This is a genomic window from Streptomyces sp. NPDC026394, from assembly GCF_055567735.1.
Genome location: NZ_JBVHPX010000001.1, coordinates 616460 through 634401, shown reverse-complemented (window position 1 = coordinate 634401; position 17942 = coordinate 616460). Strand labels below are relative to the sequence as shown.

Genomic DNA, 17942 nt, shown 5'->3' with positions numbered 1-17942 from the left:
CCGGGAGGGCTTTCGGGAGTGTGGGCCTCGCGCGCCCTCAGGGGCCCACCACCCCGTCGATACCCTCGCGCAGGAAGTCGGCGTGGCCGTTGTGGCGGGCGTATTCGAGGATGACGTGGAGCATCACGACGCGCAGGGACACGTCGGTGCCCCAGCGGGGCGCGTGGGCGGTGACGTCCAGGGAGGGGGCCGCGCGCTCGATGCGGCGGGCGTGGTCGACCTCGGCCTGCCAGGCGGTGAACGCGTCCTCGCGGGTGGCCGTCCCGGGGTCGTACGCCGCCTGGAAATCGCCGTCCGGCGACCAGACCAGGGGGACGTCCTCCTGGCCGATCACCCGCCGGAACCAGGTGCGTTCCACCTCCGCCAGGTGCCGTACGAGGCCGAGCAGGCTCAGTGCGGACGGCGGCATGGACCGACGGCGCAGGTCCTCGTCGGACAGGCCGTCGCACTTCATGGCGAGCGTCGCGCGGTGGAAGTCGAGGTAGGCGCGGAGGGTTTCGCGTTCGTCCCCGCGCATCGGCGGGCCGGTTCGTCCGGTGGTCATCTGCTGTCCTTTCGACCGCCCGATCATGCCGGGCGCGCCGTGCCGCCGCACCTGCATTCCGGTCCGTTCCGGTCCGTTCCGGTCCGTTCCGCTCCGTTCAGGTGGCCGAAGACGACGCTTCGCCGCCGCGGCGGCGGACGGACGGCACGTCGAACGTGTATGCGCCCGGGGCGCGCGGTCCGGACTGCCTGTTGGGCCGCGGTGCGACGGGGCGGCCGTGCGGGGAGGGGCCGGTGGGGATCGACGTACCGTCACGTCCTGTATACGGACCCGATCCCCCGCTCTACGGACGTTTTCCGGCCAACTATTGACCGGCCACTGACAACAACGGTCCTCGGGTGGCACTCTTCCCCGCATCCGTTACGCGGAGCCCCACAGCGCACCACTCCGCGCCCACGGCCCGTTCGACGCCCGACGCCCGACGTTCGAAGGCCCGGACCACCCGCACCTGGTGCCTCCCCCCACACGTTCCACGTGTTCTGCCTCGCTCTGCCCGGACGGTCACTCCGCCGCCCGGTCCCCCTCGGCCGCCCACCCACCCGGTCGCGGCCACCGCAGAAGGAGTCAGTGTGAGACGCACCCCCCATAGGCGCGCCGTCGCGACCGGCGCCGTGGTCGCCATGGCCGCGATGCTGACCGTGACCGTGCAGGCAGGCGCCGGGACGGCCGCCGCCCCACGGCCCGGTCAGGTCACCGCGCAGCCCGATCCGGGCGCGCTGCCCGCCAAGTTGACCCCGGCCCAGCGTGCGGAACTGCTGCGGGAGGCCCGGGCCACCACCGCCGAGACCGCGGAGCAGCTCAAGCTCGGCCCCAAGGAGAAGCTGGTCGTCAAGGACGTCCTCAAGGACGTCAACGGCAGTGTGCACACCCGCTATGAGCGCACCTACGCCGGGCTGCCGGTGCTCGGCGGCGGCCTGGTCGTCCACGAGACGCCCAGCGGGAAGGTGCGCGCCGTCACCAAGGCGGTGCGCTCGCAGCTCGACGTGCCGACCACCACCGCCAAGCTCGCGCCGGCCGCCGCGGAGGAGAAGGCTCTCAAGGCGTCGAAGGCGCAGGGCGCGAAGAAGTCGGACGCCCGGGAGCCGCGCAAGGTGGTCTGGGTCGCCGACGGCAAGCCGATCCTCGCGTACGAGACGGTCGTCGGCGGCGTCCAGGACGACGGCACCACGCCCAACGAGCTGCACGTGGTCACGAACGCGACCACCGGCGAGAAGCTGTCCGAGTGGCAGGGTGTCCAGGAAGGCACCGGCAACAGCATGTACAGCGGCCAGGTCACCCTGGGCACCGCGCCCTCGTACACGCTGACCGACACCACCCGCGGCAACCACAAGACCTACAACCTCAACCGCGGCACCTCCGGCACCGGGACGCTGTTCTCCGACCCGGACGACGTGTGGGGTGACGGCACCCCGCAGAACGCCCAGACCGCGGGCGTGGACGCGCACTACGGCGCGGCGCTGACCTGGGACTACTACAAGAACGTGCACGGCCGCAGCGGCATCAGGGGCGACGGTGTCGGCGCGTACAGCCGGGTGCACTACGGCAACAACTACGTCAACGCGTTCTGGCAGGACAGCTGCTTCTGCATGACGTACGGCGACGGCACCGGCAACGTCAAGCCGCTGACCTCCATCGACGTCGCGGCCCACGAGATGACCCACGGCGTCACCGCGGCCACCGCCAACCTCACCTACAGCGGCGAGCCGGGCGGCCTGAACGAGGGCACCTCGGACATCTTCGCCACCGCCGTCGAGTTCAACGCCAACAACCCCAGTGACGTCGGTGACTACCTCATCGGCGAGGAAATCGACATCAACGGCAACGGCACGCCGCTGCGCTACATGGACAAGCCCAGCAAGGACGGCCGGTCCAAGGACTACTGGTACTCCGGCATCGGCGGCATCGACGTCCACTACTCCTCCGGCGTCGCCAACCACTTCTTCTACCTGCTGGCCGAGGGCAGCGGCCCCAAGGACATCAACGGCGTCCACTACGACAGCCCGACCTACGACAACCTGCCGGTGCCCGGCATCGGCCGATCCAACGCCGAGAAGATCTGGTTCTCCGCGCTGACCAAGTACATGAGCGCGAACACCAACTACGCGGCCGCCCGCACCGCGACGCTGTCCGCCGCCGCCGAGCTGTTCGGCCAGGGCAGCGCCACGTACAACACGGTCGCCAACACCTGGGCGGCGGTCAACGTCGGCCAGCGCGTGCCGGACACCGGCGTCAGCGTGACCAACCCGGGCAGCCAGACCAGCACCGTCGGCCAGCCCGCCAGCCTGCAGATCAAGGCCACCAGCGGCAACGCGGGCGCGCTGAAGTACGCGGCCACCGGGCTTCCCGCCGGGCTGAGCATCAACCAGGACTCCGGGCTGATCTCGGGCACCCCGACCACCGCGGGCACCGGCAACGTGACGGTCACCGTCACCGACTCCGCCAACAAGACCGGCACCACCAGCTTCACCTGGACCGTGAAACCGGCCACCGGCGGTGACGTCTTCGAGAACCTCGACGACGTGCAGATCCCGGACGCGGGCAGCGCGGTCGACTCGCCGGTCAAGGTGGCCCGGACGGGCAACGCGCCGAGCGCCCTGAAGGTGGACGTGGACATCGTGCACACCTACCGCGGTGACCTGGTGATCGACCTGGTGGCCCCGGACGGCACGGCGTACCGGCTGAAGAACTCCAACGCGGCCGACTCGGCGGCGAACGTCAAGGCGTCGTACACCGTCAACGCCTCCTCGGAGGCCGCCGAGGGCACCTGGAACCTGCGGGTCCGGGACGTCTACCAGCAGGACACCGGCTACATCAACAGCTGGAAGCTGACCTTCTGAGGTGACGGCGGGCCGCGCACGGGCCACCCGCCGCTGCCCGCCTGACAGTTCCGGCATCCGTTCCACCGGGCGTCGCTCCCACCAGGGGCGACGCCCGTTTCTTTACGTGCAACTCCGGCATACGGACAGTGATGTTCGCTCTACGGACGATTTCACGCCAACTTCCAGGCCCCCTCCTGACATGCACGCGTTCGAATGGCAGTCTCCCCCGCAAGCACCACCCGCATCGCTTTGCACCCCCACCCCTGGCAAAGTCGAAGGAGCACACGCGTGTCCCCCCACATGTCCCGTAAGGCGCGTACCACCGGAATCTCGCTGGCAGCGGCCGGCGCTCTGATAGCCGCGGCCGTCACGGCCGGTACCGCGGGCGCCTCCCCCACAGGCCCCGACACCACCGCCCGGGCCGCGGCGGCCTCACCGATCCAGATGACCGCCTCGCACCGCGCCGAACTGCTGCGCGACGCGAGCGCCACCAAGGCCCGGGCCGCCGAGGAACTGGGCCTGAGCGCCCAGGAGAAGCTCGTCGTCAAGGACGTCGTCAAGGACGCCGACGGCACCACCCACACCCGCTACGACCGCACCTTCGCCGGGCTGCCCGTCCTCGGCGGCGACCTGATCGTGCACCGGGCCAAGGGCGGTACGGTCAAGAGCACCACCAAGGCCAACAACGCGAAGATCGCCGTCGCCTCCACCACCCCGAAGATCGCCCCGAAGGCCGCGGCGCAGGCCGCGCAGGGCACCGCGAAGTCCTTCGGCGCGAAGCAGGCCGCCGCCGTGCCGCCCAAGAAGGTCGTCTGGGCCGCCTCCGGCAAGCCGGTCCTCGCGTACGACACCGTGGTCGGCGGCTTCCAGAAGGACGGCACGCCCAACCAACTGCACGTCATCACCGACGCGAACACCGGCAAGAAGATCTTCCAGTACCAGGGGATCGAGAACGGCGCCGGCACCAGCACCTACAGCGGCTCCGTCGAGATCGGCACGAAGAAGGGCGCCGACGGCTACGAGCTGACCGACGACGGGCGCGGCGGCCACTCGACGTTCAACCTGGGCGGCAGTGAGAGCGGCGAGGGCAAGCTCTTCACCAACAAGGACGACAAGTGGGGCAACGGCAAGGCCGACGACCCGGCGACCGCCGCCGTCGACGCCGCCTACGGTGCCCAGCTCACCTGGGACTACTACAAGACCGTGCACGGCCGCTCGGGCATCAAGGGCGACGGCAAGGGCGCGACCTCCCGCGTCCACTACGGCCAGAACTACTCCAACGCGTTCTGGGACGACAGCTGCTTCTGCATGACGTACGGAGACGGCGAGGGCAACAAGAAGCCGCTCACCTCGATCGACGTCGCGGCGCACGAGATGAGCCACGGTGTCACCTCGGCCACCGCCAACCTCACCTACAGCGGCGAGTCCGGCGGCCTGAATGAGGCCACCTCGGACATCTTCGGCACCTCCGTGGAGTTCTTCGCCAAGAACAAGGAGGACGCCGGCGACTACCTCATCGGCGAGAAGCTCGACATCGCCGGTGACGGCAAGCCGCTGCGCTACATGGACAAGCCCTCCAAGGACGGCCAGTCCCTGGACAGTTGGAGCCCGGACGCCGGCAACGTCGACGTGCACTACTCCTCCGGCATCGCCAACCACTTCTTCTACCTGCTGTCCGAGGGCAGCGGCGCCAAGGAGATCGGCGGTGTCAAGTACGACAGCCCGACCGCGGACGGCAAGAAGGTCGAGGGCATCGGCCGGGACAAGGCCGAGAAGATCTGGTTCAAGGCCCTGACCACGTACATGGCCTCGAACACCGACTACAAGGGCGCCCGCGAGGCGACCGTCAAGGCGGCCACCGACCTGTACGGCGCGGACGGCGCCGAGGTCAAGGGCGTCGAGGCCGCGTGGTCGGGCGTCGCGGTGAAGTAAGGGTGAAGTAAGGAGGAACGGCCGGCCGGCCCCCGACGGCCGGCCCCTCCCGGGGCGGTGACCCCACGACCGGGCGGTGTCCGGAGGCTCCCAACCTCCCTTCGGACACCGCCCTTCCATGTGCCCGGCGGCGGTCGGCACCGTACGGATGGCTAGGGTGACCCGTATGAACGATGTGGGGGCGACCGTTCGGGTACTGCTGGCGGACGACGAGGCGATGGTCCGGGCCGGGGTGCGCGCCATCCTCACCGCCTCGCCCGGCGTCGAGGTGGTCGCGGAGGCGGCCGACGGACGCGAAGCGGTGGAACTGGCGCTGCGGCACCGCCCCCATGTGTGCCTGCTGGACATCCGGATGCCGCGGCTGGACGGCCTCGGCGCCGCCGTCGAACTGAACCGGGTGCTGCCGGAGACGGCGGTGATGATGCTGACGACCTTCTCCGAGGACGCGTACGTGGCCGGGGCCCTGGGCTCCGGCGCCAGCGGCTTCCTGCTGAAGACCGGCGACCCGCGCGAGCTGATCACCGGCGTACGGGCGGCCGCCGAGGGCGGCGCGTACCTCTCGCCGTCCGTGGCGCGGCGCGTGATCAGCCAGTTCGGCGGCGTGGCGCTGGGCAAGGCGGCCGCGGCGCGGTCCCGAACCGAGGAGCTGACCGAGCGCGAGCGCGAGGTGCTCGCCCTGGTGGGCGCGGGACTGTCGAACGCGGAGATCGCCGGGCGGCTGTTCGTCGTCGAGGGCACGGTCAAGGCGTACGTCAGCGCGATCCTGGCCCGGCTGGGCCTGAAGAACCGGGTGCAGGCGGCGATCCTCGCGTACGAGGCGGGGCTGGTGCGGGACGCGTGAGCCCGCCGGCGCCGCTTCCCGCACCGGGCCTTGCTTTCGGCAGGGGCGCCGGACCGGCCCGATCGGCGAAGCTGACGACATGCTCACTCGTCTGACGCGGTGCGCGCCGCCCGCCGCCGAACGCCCCCGGTGGGCGGCCCGGCTGCCGGACGCCTGTCTCTGGCTGGCACTGGCCGTGCCGCTCACCGCCGCCTTCGACGGGGTGCCGCAGGCACGGACGTGGACGGCGGCGCTCGGCGTCCCGCTGCTCGCGGGGGCGGTGGCGGTGAGCCGGAAGTGGCCGCTCGTGGCACTCGCCGTGCCCGTGGCGCTGGGGCTGGCGACGACCCGGGACCTGTTCACGTTCGAGTACACCGCCGCGCTGGCCGTCCTGGCGTACCTCGCCGGGGTACGGCTCGAACGGGCCCGCGCCCCGCTCTGGTTCTTCGCGGGTGTCGCAGCCGTCAGCCTGCCGCTGAGCGTCGTCGTCGTCCGCAACATGTGGCCCTGGTTCACCGCCGTTCTCACCCTGCTCTTCAACATCGTCCTGCCGTGGCTGCTCGGCCGCTACCGCCGCCAGTACGCGGCACTGGTCCGCTCGGGCTGGCAGCTCGCCGCGCGGCTGGAGCTCGAACAGCAGGCGGTCGCCGACCGTACCCGGCTGCGCGAACGGGCCCGCATCGCCGGGGACATGCACGACTCGCTCGGCCACGAACTGGCGCTGCTCACCCTGCGGGCCGGGGCCCTGGAGGTCGATCCGCGGCTGGCGCCCGACCAGCGGGCGGCCGTCGGCGAGCTGCGGGCGGCAGCGGGCACGGCCGCCGAACACCTGCGGGACATCATCGGCGTCCTGCGCACCGACGACCGGCCCGCGCCCTCCCGGGTGCCCGCGGACGACAGCGTCGAGGCGCTCGTCGAACGCGCCCGGTCCGCCGGCCTCACCGTCTCGCTGCGGCGGGACGGCGCGGTGGAGGCGGGCCAGGGGACCGTGCCGGTGATGGCCGGGCGGGCGGTGTACCGCGTGGTGCAGGAGGGGCTGACCAACGCCGCCAAGCACGCGCCGGGCGCACCGGTGGACGTACGGCTGACCGGCGACGGGCGGCGGCTGGACGTGACGGTGACCAACGCCTCGCCGCCGCCCGGCACCGCGCCGGTGCCGGACTCCGGCCCGGGCGGCAGCGGTCTGGTGGGGCTGGACGAACGGGTCCGGCTCGCGGGCGGTGAACTGCGTGCCGGGCCCACCCCCGAGGGCGGGTTCGAGGTCGCGGCCCGGCTGCCGACGACCGGCCGGGCACCGGTACGCGGCCCCGGCGACCACGCCCGGTGGAGCCGGTCAAAGAGGGAACTGGCGTCCGCCCGGCAGCAGGTGCGGCGGCGGCTGGTGCAGACGGTGACCGTGCCCGCGGCACTGTTCACCGGGCTGCTGCTGCTCATGGGGATCTTCGCGCTGGTCAGCCCGTCCTGGTCGGTCCTGGACCGCGGGACGTACGACCGGATACGGACCGGTGACGCCCGGGAGGCGGTGGAGTCGCGGCTGCCGTTCTTCTCCCTGGACGTACCGCCGGACGGCACCCCCGAACCGCCGCCGGGGCACACGTGCCGGTACTACTACACCCGCCCGTACGCGGAAGCCGTGGCCTACCAGCTCTGCTTCGCGGACGGCCGGCTGGCGTCCAAGGGCGTCGTCCACCGCCGGGACCGGCCGCCGCCCGGCTGAGCGGGCCGCTGCGTCGTCACTTCACCTCAAGCACGATCTTTCCCTGGGTGCGGCCGCTCTCGCCCATCTCGTGCGCCTTCGCGGCCTGCTCCAGCGGGAACGTCGCGGCGATGTGCGCCCGCAGCGCGCCGGACCCGGCCAGGGCGGCGATCTCGCGCATGCCCGCCTGGTCGGCCTCGACGATCAGCAGCGCGAGGCGGACCCCGCGCTCCGCGGCCTTCGCGGTGTCCTCCGGAGCGCTGCGGGCGAGGATCGAGACGACGGTGCCGCCCTCGCGCACCACGCCCAGGGAGCGGGTGAGGGTGTCGCCGCCGATGGTGTCCAGGACGACGTCGACCGGACCGGCGGCCTCGGCGAAGTCGGTCTCCCGGTAGTCGATCACCTCGTCGGCGCCGAGGGAGCGCAGGAAGTCGTGCTTGGCGGCGCTGGCCGTGCCGATCACGTGGGCGCCCCTGGCCTTGGCGATCTGTACGGCGAGGTGGCCGACCCCGCCCGCCGCCGCGTGGATCAGGACGCGCTGTCCGGGCTGTACGTCCGCGGTGTCCACCAGCGCCTGGTACGCGGTGAGCGCGGCCAGCGGCAGGGCGCCCGCCTGGACGTGGTCGAGGGCGGCGGGCTTGGGCACGAAGGCCCGCGCGGGGCCGGTGACGTACTCGGCGTGGGTACCGACGCCGTACGGGTACGGGACCATGCCGAAGACCTCGTCGCCCGGCTGGTGCAGGGTGACCCCCATACCGACCGCCACGACGACGCCGGACACGTCCCAGCCCAGGACGCGGGGCAGCGTCCGGACGAAGAGGCCGTCCGCGCGGTGCTTCCAGTCGGTGGGGTTGACCCCGGCGGCACGGACCGCGATCAGTATCTGGCCGACGCCCGGTTCGGGCCGCGGCAGTTCGGTCTCCTTCAGGACCTCGGGTCCGCCGGTGACGTCCTGGCTGATGGCACGCATGGTGTGTTCGCTCATGCCGTCCAGCATCACCGGGCCCGACGGGCGCGACAATGGCACGATGGCCATCATTCGATAGGATCGTGCCATGCAGCCTCATCGTGTGGTGGTCCTGGCCCTGGACGGCGTCTACCCCTTCGAACTGGGCATCCCCGCCCGGGTCTTCCATGCCGCCGACGGCCGGTACGAGGTCCTGACCTGCTCGGCCGACGGGCGCCCGGTGCGCAGCGGCGCCGACTTCTCGGTCGTGGTGGAGCACGGCCCCGAGATCCTGCGCACCGCCGGCACCGTGGTGATCCCGTCCATCGCCCCGGACCGCGTCCCCACCGGGCTGTCCGAACCGGTGCGGGCCGCACTGGCGACGATCCGGCCCGGTACGCGCCTCGTCTCCATCTGCACCGGCGCGTACGTGCTGGCCGCCGCCGGGCTGCTGGACGGCCGCCCGGCCACCACCCACTGGCAGCTCAGCGACCACTTCCGCCGCCTGTATCCGCAGGTCAGGCTCACCCCCGACGTGCTCTTCGTCGACGACGGGGACGTCCTCACCTCGTCCGGCGCCGCGTCCGGCATCGACGTCTGCCTGCACATCGTGCGCGCCGACCACGGCGGCGCGGTCGCCAACCACGCGGCCCGCGCCTGTGTCATGCCGCCGTTCCGTGACGGCGGCCAGGCCCAGTACGTCGAGCAGCCGGTGCCCGCGCCGACCGCGACCGGCACCGCGGCCACCCAGCAGTGGGCCCTGGAGCACCTGGACGAACCGCTGACGCTGACCCGGCTGGCCCAGCACGCCGGGATGAGCCTGCGCACCTTCAACCGCCGCTTCCGCGACGAGACCGGTCTGAGCCCCGGCCGGTGGCTCATCCAGCAGCGCCTGCTGCGCGCCCGCCAACTGCTGGAGACCAGCGACCTGCCGGTGGACCTGGTCGCCGGCCGGGTCGGCTTCGCCGGCGGCGCGTCCCTGCGCCAGCACCTGCACGCCGCGATCGGCGTCTCGCCGCAGGCGTACCGGCGTACGTTCCGGGCTCCGCGCGCGGCGGAGGACCGGCCGGCGGTCCGCGCGGGCTGATTCCGCACGTCACGCACGACGGACGGCTGTACGGAGCCGCGCGGCCGGTCTAGCTTCGGCCTGTACGGAGACGTACCCCAGGAAAGGGACACCGTCATGGCATTCGGTTTCGTCGCCTTCCACTACCCGGCCCCCGAGCACGTCGAGGAGTTCGTCGGCCAGTGCCACCAGGTCGCCGAGGCGGCGCGGTCGCAGCCGGGCTTCCTGTCCGTCGGGGTCTGGGTCACGCCGGACGGCGAAGCCGTCGTCACCACCGGCGCCTTCGCGTCCGAGGAGACCTTCCGCGCGGCGGCCGAGGTCGCCCGCGAGCTGGGCGCGACGCCCGAGGGCCTGAGCGACCTGGAGGTCCGGCCCCGCCAGGTCCACTTCCTGCTGTCCCGCTGACCGGAGCGGCCGGGGCACCGCACACCGTACGTGCGAAGCCCCGGCCGCCTACAGGGGGACGCCCGCCCTTCAGCGCATCAGTACCCCGGCCTCCTCCCCCGTCGCTTCCGACGGCACCGCCAACAGCCCCATCTCGGCGGCGGTGACCAGCAGCCGGTGGGCCGGGAGGACGCGGACCGTGTAGCCGAAGGAGCCGGTGCGGTCGAGGGCTAGCGGACCCTCGTAGAGCCAGCGGCCCTCCAGGTCGGGGCCGCCGGTCGGTTTGAGCGGCACGGTCGTGGCGTCCGTGATCCGGTCGGACTCGTCCACCCGGCCCGAGACGACCTGGACCTCCACGTCGTCCGGGGCGAGGTCGCCGAGGGCGACGCGGACCCGCAGTGCCAGGGTGGCGCCCAGTTCGGCGCTGCCGTTGGGCGGGGCGCCCGGCACTCCGGCGGGCTCCGCGCGGTCCACCACCAGGGCCCCGGTCTCCACGTGGTCCACCGCGACCCGCGGCCACGCGGCCCGTACCCGGGCCTTCCAGGCGGCCAGTTCGGTCGCGGCCTGCGGGGTCAGCGCGCGCTGGGAGCGGGCGGCGGGCGCGTACAGCCGCTCCACGTACTCGCGCACCATGCGGCCCGCCAGCACCTTCGGCCCCAGGTTGACCAGGGTCTGCCGGACCATCTCGACCCAGCGCTGCGGGACGCCGGCCTCGTCGCGGTCGTAGAAACGCGGCGCGACCCGCTGCTCCAGCAGCTCGTACAGGGCGTTGGCCTCCAGTTCGTCGCGCCGGTTCTCGTCGGTGGCGTGGCCGTCGGCCGTCGGGATGGACCAGCCGAAGTCCGGCTCGTACCACTCGTCCCACCAGCCGTCCAGGACGGAGAGGTTCAGGCAGCCGTTGAGCGCCGCCTTCATGCCGGAGGTGCCGCACGCCTCCAGCGGGCGGAGCGGGTTGTTGAGCCAGACGTCACAGCCGGGGTAGAGCTTCTGCGCCATGGCCATGCCGTAGTCGGGCAGGAAGACCAGCCGCTGCCGTACGCGCGGGTCGTCGGCGAAGCGGACCAGTTCCTGTACGAGGCGCTTGCCGCCGTCGTCGGCCGGGTGGGCCTTGCCCGCCACCACGATCTGGACCGGCCGCTCGGGGTGCAGCAGCAGGTCCATCAGGCGGTCGCGGTCGCGCAGCATCAGGGTGAGCCGCTTGTAGGAGGGCACCCTGCGGGCGAACCCGATGGTGAGCACCTCCGGGTCCAGTACGCCGTCGATCCAGCCCAGTTCGGCGGCCCCGGCGCCGCGCTGCCGCCAGGAGACGCGCAGCCGCCGCCGTACTTCCTCGACGAGTTGTTCGCGCAGCACCCGCCGCAGGTCCCAGACGTCCGCGTCCGGGATGTCGGCCACCGCCGACCAGCGCCGGGAGTCGCCGACGGACAGCGCGTCCTCGGTCCGGCCGGCCCCGATCTGGCGGGCGCCCAGCCGGAAGACCTCGGGCGCCACCCAGGTGGGCGCGTGCACCCCGTTGGTGACCGACGTGATCGGTACGTCCTCCGGGTCGAAGCCCGGCCACAGCCCGGCGAACATCTCCCGGCTGACACGGCCGTGCAGGGTGGAGACGCCGTTGGCGCGCTGGGCCAGCCGCAGTCCCATCACCGCCATGTTGAAGCAGTTGGGCTCGCCGCCGGGGTAGGTCTCCAGGCCGAGCGCGAGGATGCGCTCGACGTCGATGCCGGGCAGTTCCGCCGCCTCGCCGAAGTGCCGGGCGACCAGTTCGCGGTCGAAGCGGTCGATGCCCGCGGGGACGGGGGTGTGGGTGGTGAAGACCGTACCGGCGCGTACGGTCTCCAGGGCGCCGTCGAAGTCCAGCCCGACCGGTCCGCCCGCCTCGCCGGGGCCGCCCTCGCGGCCGGCCTCCGCCAGCTCGCGGATGCGCTCCAGACCGAGGAAGCCCGCGTGTCCCTCGTTCGTGTGGAACACCTCGGGCGCGGCGTGACCGGTGAGCCGGCAGTACGTCCGTACGGCCCGTACCCCGCCGATCCCCAGCAGCATCTCCTGCAACAGGCGGTGCTCGCTGCCCCCGCCGTACAGCCGGTCGGTCACGTCCCGCTCGCCCGGCCCGTTCTCCTCCACGTCGGAGTCCAGGAGCAGCAGCGGCACGCGGCCGACCCGCGCCACCCAGACGACCGACCGGAGCTGCCGCCCGCCGGGCAGCGCGAGGGCGACCTGGGCGGGTGTCCCGTCGGCCTCCCGCAGCAGGTCCAGCGGCAGCTCGTTGGGGTCCAGCACCGGGTAGTGCTCCTGCTGCCAGCCCTCACGGGAGAGCGACTGGCGGAAGTAGCCGTGCCGGTAGAGCAGCCCCACCCCGATGAGCGGTACGCCGAGGTCGCTGGCCGCCTTGAGGTGGTCGCCGGCGAGGATGCCCAGGCCGCCCGAGTACTGCGGCAGCGCGGCGGTGATGCCGAACTCCGGCGAGAAGTAGGCGACGGCCTCGGGCAGCCGGCCGTCCCGGCCGCCCTGCTGGACGCTCTGGTACCAGCGCTGACCGGAGAGGTAGTCCTGCAGGTCGTCGGCGGCCGCGCCGAGCCGGCGCAGGAACCTGCGGTCCCCGGCCAGCTCCGCGAGCCGCTCGGCGGAGACGGTGCCCAGCAGCCGTACGGGGTCCAGTCCCGCCCGGCGCCGGCCGGCGGGGGCTATGGCGTGGAACAGTTCGCGGGTCTCGGGGTGCCAGGACCAGCGCAGATTGCGCGCCAGGTCGCTGAGGGGTCGCAGGGGCTCCGGGAGGACGGGGCGCACGGTGAACCGACGAATGGCCTTCACGCTACGACGGTAGCGGCGCACCGCCGCCCGATTCGCCCGGTAGCCCGGAATCCGGTCGGATCCGGACGCCAACTGCCATGATCGGTACGCTTCTTGGCCCGTCACCCGTTCGGCCGAGCCGGTCACCCGCAGGGCGCCTTCCGGCCACTCGGGAGCGCGGCGCGGCGCACCAGGACGGCGGAATCCGGCCCGCCCCTCCCCCGCTCTCCCACCGCACCGCGCGGCCGATATGGCCGGTTCCCCACCCCCGCGCACTCTTGTTCGAGCCCGCGCCGGGCGAAAGGCTGCCGGGTGGCGCCGCCGGCCCGGGTGCGGTACCCGCCCCCACCACCCGCGACTCCGACGGCCTCGGCCCGAGTTGAGGAGGGGGGCGGGACCGATGCCAGGCATATGCGCCGGGACTCCGGCGGGCGGCATGCCCCAACTGGCGTTCGGCGTCTCCCTGTTCGCGCCGGGGTGTGGGCATCACGTCGGCGTGGAACTCGGGAGACACTGCGGTACGGCCCCGCCGCGGCACGTCCACGGCCGCACCGCACGCAGCCGGCACGGCTGCGCTCCATCTGCCGCCCCACCGGCGGGCCGGACCGAAGGAGGTGCGGAACGTGCCGGCCGCCGCGGCGGCCGGGCAACGGACCACTGCGGCGAGCACCGGCTCGCCGACCGCGTCGTTGCAGGTCAGCGACGGCCGATGAGTGCGGAACGGCACCGCACCGTAAGACCCCGTAGCGCGTGCGGGCGGGGCGGGAGCCGGGCGCCCGGGAGCGTGCGCGCCGCCGCGCGTACCCGTCCGGAGCCCCGGTCATATTCCGTTCCGCGGTTACGTGCCGGTAGTGCGCGGACGGCCGGATTGCCCGCCCGCGCGGCACGGGAAGGCTTGTGCGGTACCGCTCTTGCGCCCCGGCGCGCCGCACGGCTTCCCGCCCCGCCCCCCATCCGCCAACCGAGTGAAAGCGGACAGGAGAGCCCATGCCCGCAGCCCGTCCATCCGTCACAAAAACGATAGAAAGGACAGAATCCGGTAACACCTCCCAACCTTCAGGTGACCCCATGATCGGCCGCATCCCCGTGCTGGACCTCCATCCGCTGATCGACTGCGGCCGTCGCCCGGCGAAAGCGGTGGTCGGCGAGACCTTCGAGATCTCGGCCACCATCTTCCGTGAGGGCCATGACGCGGTCGCCGCCAACGTCGTCCTGCGCGATCCGCTGGGCCGTCCCGGCCCCTGGACGCCGATGCGTGAACTGGCGCCCGGTACGGACCGCTGGGGCGCCGAGGTCACCCCGGACGTGGAGGGCCGGTGGACGTACGGCGTCGAGGGCTGGTCGGACCCGGTCGGCACCTGGCGCCACCACGCCGGCATCAAGATCCCGGCCGGCATCGACACCGAACTGGTCCTCGCCGAGGGCGCCGCGCTGCACGAACGCGCCGCCGAGGGGGTGCCCAAGAGAGACGGCCGGGAAGCGGTGCTGGCCGCCGCGGACGCCCTGCGCGACCCGCAGTTGCCCGCCGCCACCCGGCTCGCCGCCGCGCTCGCCCCCGAGGTCACCGCCGCGCTCGCCCGCCACCCGCTGCGCGAACTGGTCACCGCCTCGCGGACGGTGCCGCTGCTGGTCGAGCGCCGCCGGGCCCTGTTCGGGTCGTGGTACGAGCTGTTCCCGCGTTCGGAGGGCGCGGTGGTGCGCAAGGGCGCGGCACCGGTCAGCGGCACGTTCCGGACGGCCGCCGAACGGCTGCCGGCGGTCGCGGCCATGGGGTTCGACGTGGTCTATCTGCCGCCCGTGCACCCCATCGGCGCCTCCTACCGCAAGGGCCCCAACAACGCGCTCTCCGCGGGCCCGCACGACGTGGGGTCGCCGTGGGCCATCGGCTCACCCGAGGGCGGTCACGACGCGCTGCACCCGGACCTCGGCACCTTCGAGGACTTCGCGCACTTCGTCCGTACGGCACACGACCTGCGCATGGAGGTGGCGCTGGACTTCGCCCTCCAGTGCTCGCCGGACCACCCCTGGGTCACCGAGCACCCCGAGTGGTTCCACCACCGGGCGGACGGCTCCATCGCCTACGCCGAGAACCCGCCGAAGAAGTACCAGGACATCTACCCGCTGGCGTTCGACGCGGACCTGAACGGCCTGGTGCGGGAGACGGAACGGCTGCTGCGCTTCTGGATGGAGCGCGGGGTGCGCATCTTCCGGGTCGACAATCCGCACACCAAGCCGGTGCTCTTCTGGGAGAAGGTCATCGCCGACGTCAACCGCACGGATCCGGACGTCGTCTTCCTGGCCGAGGCGTTCACCCGGCCTGCGATGATGCGCACCCTGGCGCAGATCGGGTTCCAGCAGTCGTACACCTATTTCACCTGGCGCAACGGCAAGCACGAGCTCATCGAGTACCTCACCGAACTGTCGCGGGAATCGTCCTCGTACATGCGGCCGAATTTCTTCGTCAATACGCCGGACATCCTCCACGCCTATCTGCAGGACGGCGGGCGGCCCGCGTTCGAGGTGCGTGCCGTACTGGCCGCCACCCTCTCCCCGTCGTGGGGCGTCTACGCCGGATTCGAGCTGTGCGAGTCGACACCGGTACGAAGTGGCAGCGAGGAGTACCTGGATTCCGAGAAGTACCAACTCAGGCCCCGGGACTGGGAGACAGCGGCGCGCGAGGGACGTACGATCGCACCTCTCATCACCACGCTGAACCGCTTGCGACGCCGCCACCCGGCACTCCAGCAGCTGCGCGACCTCCATTTCCACCACGCCGACAACGACGCCGTCCTCGCCTATTCCAAACGGGCCGGGAACGGCGCCGGGGCCGACACGGTGCTCACCGTCGTCAACCTCGACCCGCACCACACCCACGAGGCGACGGTGTCGTTGGACATGCCGGAACTCGGCCTCGATTGGCACGATTCCGTCCCGGTGCGCGACGAGCTCACCGGCGAGACCTACCACTGGGGCAGGGACAACTATGTGCGCCTCGATCCGGGCCGCTCTCCGGCGCCCGCGCACCTGCTCTCCCTGCGACCGTCCTCACCGATCGGAGGGTCACCCAATTGATCGTCAACGAGCCCGTCCCCGACAAGTTCGAGGACACGCCGGCCAAGGACCGCGATCCCGACTGGTTCAAACGGGCCGTCTTCTACGAGGTCCTGGTGCGTTCCTTCCAGGACAGCAACGGTGACGGGGTCGGCGACCTCAAGGGCATCACGGCCAAACTGGACTATCTCCAGTGGCTGGGCGTGGACTGTCTGTGGCTGCCGCCGTTCTTCAAGTCGCCGCTGCGGGACGGTGGTTACGACGTCTCGGACTACACGGCCGTGCTCCCGGAATTCGGCGACCTGGCCGACTTCGTGGAGTTCGTGGACGCCGCGCACCAGCGCGGGATGCGGGTGATCATCGACTTCGTCATGAACCACACCAGCGACCAGCACCCGTGGTTCCAGGAGTCGCGCACCGACCCGGAGGGCCCGTACGGCGATTACTACGTCTGGGCCGACGACGACAAGCAGTACCAGGACGCGCGCATCATCTTCGTCGACACCGAGGCGTCCAACTGGACCTTCGACCCGGTGCGCAAGCAGTACTTCTGGCACCGCTTCTTCTCCCACCAGCCGGACCTGAACTACGAGAACCCGGCCGTGCAGGAGGAGATGCTGTCCGCCCTGCGCTTCTGGCTCGACCTGGGCATCGACGGGTTCCGGCTGGACGCCGTCCCGTACCTGTACGCCGAGGAGGGCACCAACTGCGAGAACCTGCCCGCCTCGCACGCCTTCCTCAAGCACGTACGGGCGGAGATCGACGCGCATTACCCCGACACCGTGCTGCTGGCCGAGGCCAACCAGTGGCCGGAGGACGTCGTCGACTATTTCGGCGACTACTCCAAGGGCGGGGACGAATGCCACATGGCGTTCCATTTCCCGGTCATGCCACGCATCTTCATGGCGGTCCGCCGGGAATCGCGCTACCCGGTCTCGGAAATCCTGGCCAAGACCCCGGAGATTCCGGCCAACTGCCAGTGGGGCATCTTCCTGCGCAACCACGACGAGCTGACGCTCGAAATGGTCACGGACGAAGAGCGTGACTATATGTACGCGGAATATGCCAAGGACCCGCGCATGCGGGCCAATATCGGCATCCGCCGCCGACTGGCCCCGCTGCTCGACAACGACCGCAACCAGATCGAGCTGTTCACCGCCCTGCTGCTGTCCCTGCCGGGCTCGCCGATCCTGTATTACGGCGACGAGGTCGGCATGGGCGACAACATCTGGCTGGGCGACCGGGACGCGGTCCGCACACCGATGCAGTGGACGCCCGACCGGAACGCCGGTTTCTCCTCCTGCGACCCCGGCCGGCTCTTCCTGCCGACCATCATGGACCCGGTCTACGGCTATCAGGTCACCAACGTCGAGGCGTCGATGTCCTCGCCGTCGTCGCTGCTCCACTGGACCCGGCGCATGATCGAGATCCGGAAGCAGAACCCGGCCTTCGGCCTCGGCACCTACACCGAACTCCCCTCGTCCAACCCCGCGGTGCTGGCCTTCCTGCGCGAATACCAGGACGACCTGGTGCTCTGCGTGCACAATTTCTCGCGTTTCGCGCAGCCCACCGAACTGGATCTGCGTACATTCAACGGGCGGCATCCGGTCGAGCTGATCGGCGGCGTCCGTTTCCCGCCCATCGGCGAATGGCCCTATCTGCTGACCCTGGCGGGTCACGGCTTCTATTGGTTCCGGCTGCGGAGGGGGGCGGTCTAGGGACCGTACCGGCGCACGTGCAGGGCGGCGGAAAACCGCCGCCCGTATCCGCCCGCGATACGGGTACGGGCGTTTTCCGACCGCCCCCACGGGCAGTCTCCCTACTACCGCACGGGCCGGGTGAGCCAGCGCCGAAACCCCGGTGTCAGGGGTAATCCCCACGGACGCCGCTGCCGTAC

Annotated in this window: 11 protein-coding genes; 8 read left to right on the top strand and 3 right to left on the bottom strand. The window is 71.8% G+C overall.

Annotated elements, in window-relative coordinates:
• Nucleotides 1-37 precede the first annotated feature (37 nt).
• A complete protein-coding gene (locus ACZ4QV_RS02710) occupies nt 38-544 on the bottom strand; it encodes a DinB family protein (RefSeq protein WP_361146214.1) in 507 nt (168 codons plus the stop codon).
• A gap of 569 nt (nt 545-1113) precedes the next feature.
• On the opposite strand from ACZ4QV_RS02710, the gene ACZ4QV_RS02705 reads away from it, so the two are divergent.
• The 4 genes from ACZ4QV_RS02705 (at nt 1114) to ACZ4QV_RS02690 (ending at nt 7832) form a co-directional block, all read left to right on the top strand.
• A complete protein-coding gene (locus tag ACZ4QV_RS02705; protein ID WP_361146216.1) occupies nt 1114-3381 on the top strand; it encodes a M4 family metallopeptidase in 2268 nt (755 codons plus the stop codon).
• A 270-nt stretch (nt 3382-3651) separates the two neighbouring features.
• A complete protein-coding gene (locus ACZ4QV_RS02700; protein ID WP_467762504.1) occupies nt 3652-5295 on the top strand; it encodes a M4 family metallopeptidase in 1644 nt (547 codons plus the stop codon).
• A 166-nt stretch (nt 5296-5461) separates the two neighbouring features.
• Nucleotides 5462-6136 carry a response regulator gene (locus ACZ4QV_RS02695; protein ID WP_467762503.1) on the top strand — a complete coding sequence of 225 codons (675 nt, stop codon included), beginning with the start codon at nt 5462-5464 and terminating at the stop codon, nt 6134-6136.
• Nucleotides 6137-6215: 79 nt separating this feature from the next.
• A complete protein-coding gene (locus ACZ4QV_RS02690) occupies nt 6216-7832 on the top strand; it encodes a sensor histidine kinase (protein ID WP_361586226.1) in 1617 nt (538 codons plus the stop codon).
• A gap of 16 nt (nt 7833-7848) precedes the next feature.
• Here the strand turns inward: ACZ4QV_RS02690 and ACZ4QV_RS02685 are convergent, their stop codons facing one another.
• Nucleotides 7849-8781, bottom strand: coding sequence for an NADP-dependent oxidoreductase (locus ACZ4QV_RS02685; protein WP_361147339.1), 933 nt, complete (start codon nt 8779-8781; stop codon nt 7849-7851).
• Between the two features lie 85 nt (nt 8782-8866).
• Here ACZ4QV_RS02685 and ACZ4QV_RS02680 point away from each other — a divergent pair, with 85 nt between their 5' ends.
• The gene (locus ACZ4QV_RS02680; RefSeq protein ID WP_361146226.1) at nt 8867-9844 is read left to right on the top strand and encodes a GlxA family transcriptional regulator; all 978 of its coding nucleotides are present in this window, start codon (nt 8867-8869) and stop codon (nt 9842-9844) included.
• Nucleotides 9845-9940: 96 nt separating this feature from the next.
• Nucleotides 9941-10228 (top strand): antibiotic biosynthesis monooxygenase family protein, encoded by a 288-nt coding sequence (locus tag ACZ4QV_RS02675; RefSeq protein WP_361146229.1) that lies wholly within the window; start codon nt 9941-9943, stop codon nt 10226-10228.
• A 69-nt stretch (nt 10229-10297) separates the two neighbouring features.
• Here ACZ4QV_RS02675 and glgP read toward each other — a convergent pair whose 3' ends face one another.
• Nucleotides 10298-13015: an alpha-glucan family phosphorylase gene (gene glgP / locus ACZ4QV_RS02670; RefSeq protein ID WP_467762502.1), complete on the bottom strand. Its 2718-nt coding sequence runs from the start codon at nt 13013-13015 to the stop codon at nt 10298-10300.
• A 1047-nt stretch (nt 13016-14062) separates the two neighbouring features.
• Between glgP and ACZ4QV_RS02665 the strand changes: the two genes are divergently transcribed.
• Nucleotides 14063-16066: an alpha-1,4-glucan--maltose-1-phosphate maltosyltransferase gene (locus ACZ4QV_RS02665; protein ID WP_361634124.1), complete on the top strand. Its 2004-nt coding sequence runs from the start codon at nt 14063-14065 to the stop codon at nt 16064-16066.
• Entirely contained in the window at nt 16063-17763 is a 1701-nt protein-coding gene (gene treS, locus ACZ4QV_RS02660) for a maltose alpha-D-glucosyltransferase (protein ID WP_361146237.1), read from the top strand. Before ACZ4QV_RS02665 ends, treS begins: the two co-directional genes overlap by 4 nt.
• The last annotated feature ends 179 nt before the right edge of the window (nt 17764-17942 follow it).

What these genes read in the sequence shown, in the direction of transcription:
- ACZ4QV_RS02710 (WP_361146214.1), bottom strand. Translation starts at nt 544, where the DNA reads ATGACCACCGGACGAACCGGCCCGCCGATGCGCGGGGACGAACGCGAA.
- ACZ4QV_RS02695 (WP_467762503.1), top strand. Translation starts at nt 5,462, where the DNA reads ATGAACGATGTGGGGGCGACCGTTCGGGTACTGCTGGCGGACGACGAG.
- ACZ4QV_RS02690 (WP_361586226.1), top strand. Translation starts at nt 6,216, where the DNA reads ATGCTCACTCGTCTGACGCGGTGCGCGCCGCCCGCCGCCGAACGCCCC.
- ACZ4QV_RS02685 (WP_361147339.1), bottom strand. Translation starts at nt 8,781, where the DNA reads ATGCGTGCCATCAGCCAGGACGTCACCGGCGGACCCGAGGTCCTGAAG.
- ACZ4QV_RS02680 (WP_361146226.1), top strand. Translation starts at nt 8,867, where the DNA reads ATGCAGCCTCATCGTGTGGTGGTCCTGGCCCTGGACGGCGTCTACCCC.
- ACZ4QV_RS02675 (WP_361146229.1), top strand. Translation starts at nt 9,941, where the DNA reads ATGGCATTCGGTTTCGTCGCCTTCCACTACCCGGCCCCCGAGCACGTC.
- ACZ4QV_RS02665 (WP_361634124.1), top strand. Translation starts at nt 14,063, where the DNA reads ATGATCGGCCGCATCCCCGTGCTGGACCTCCATCCGCTGATCGACTGC.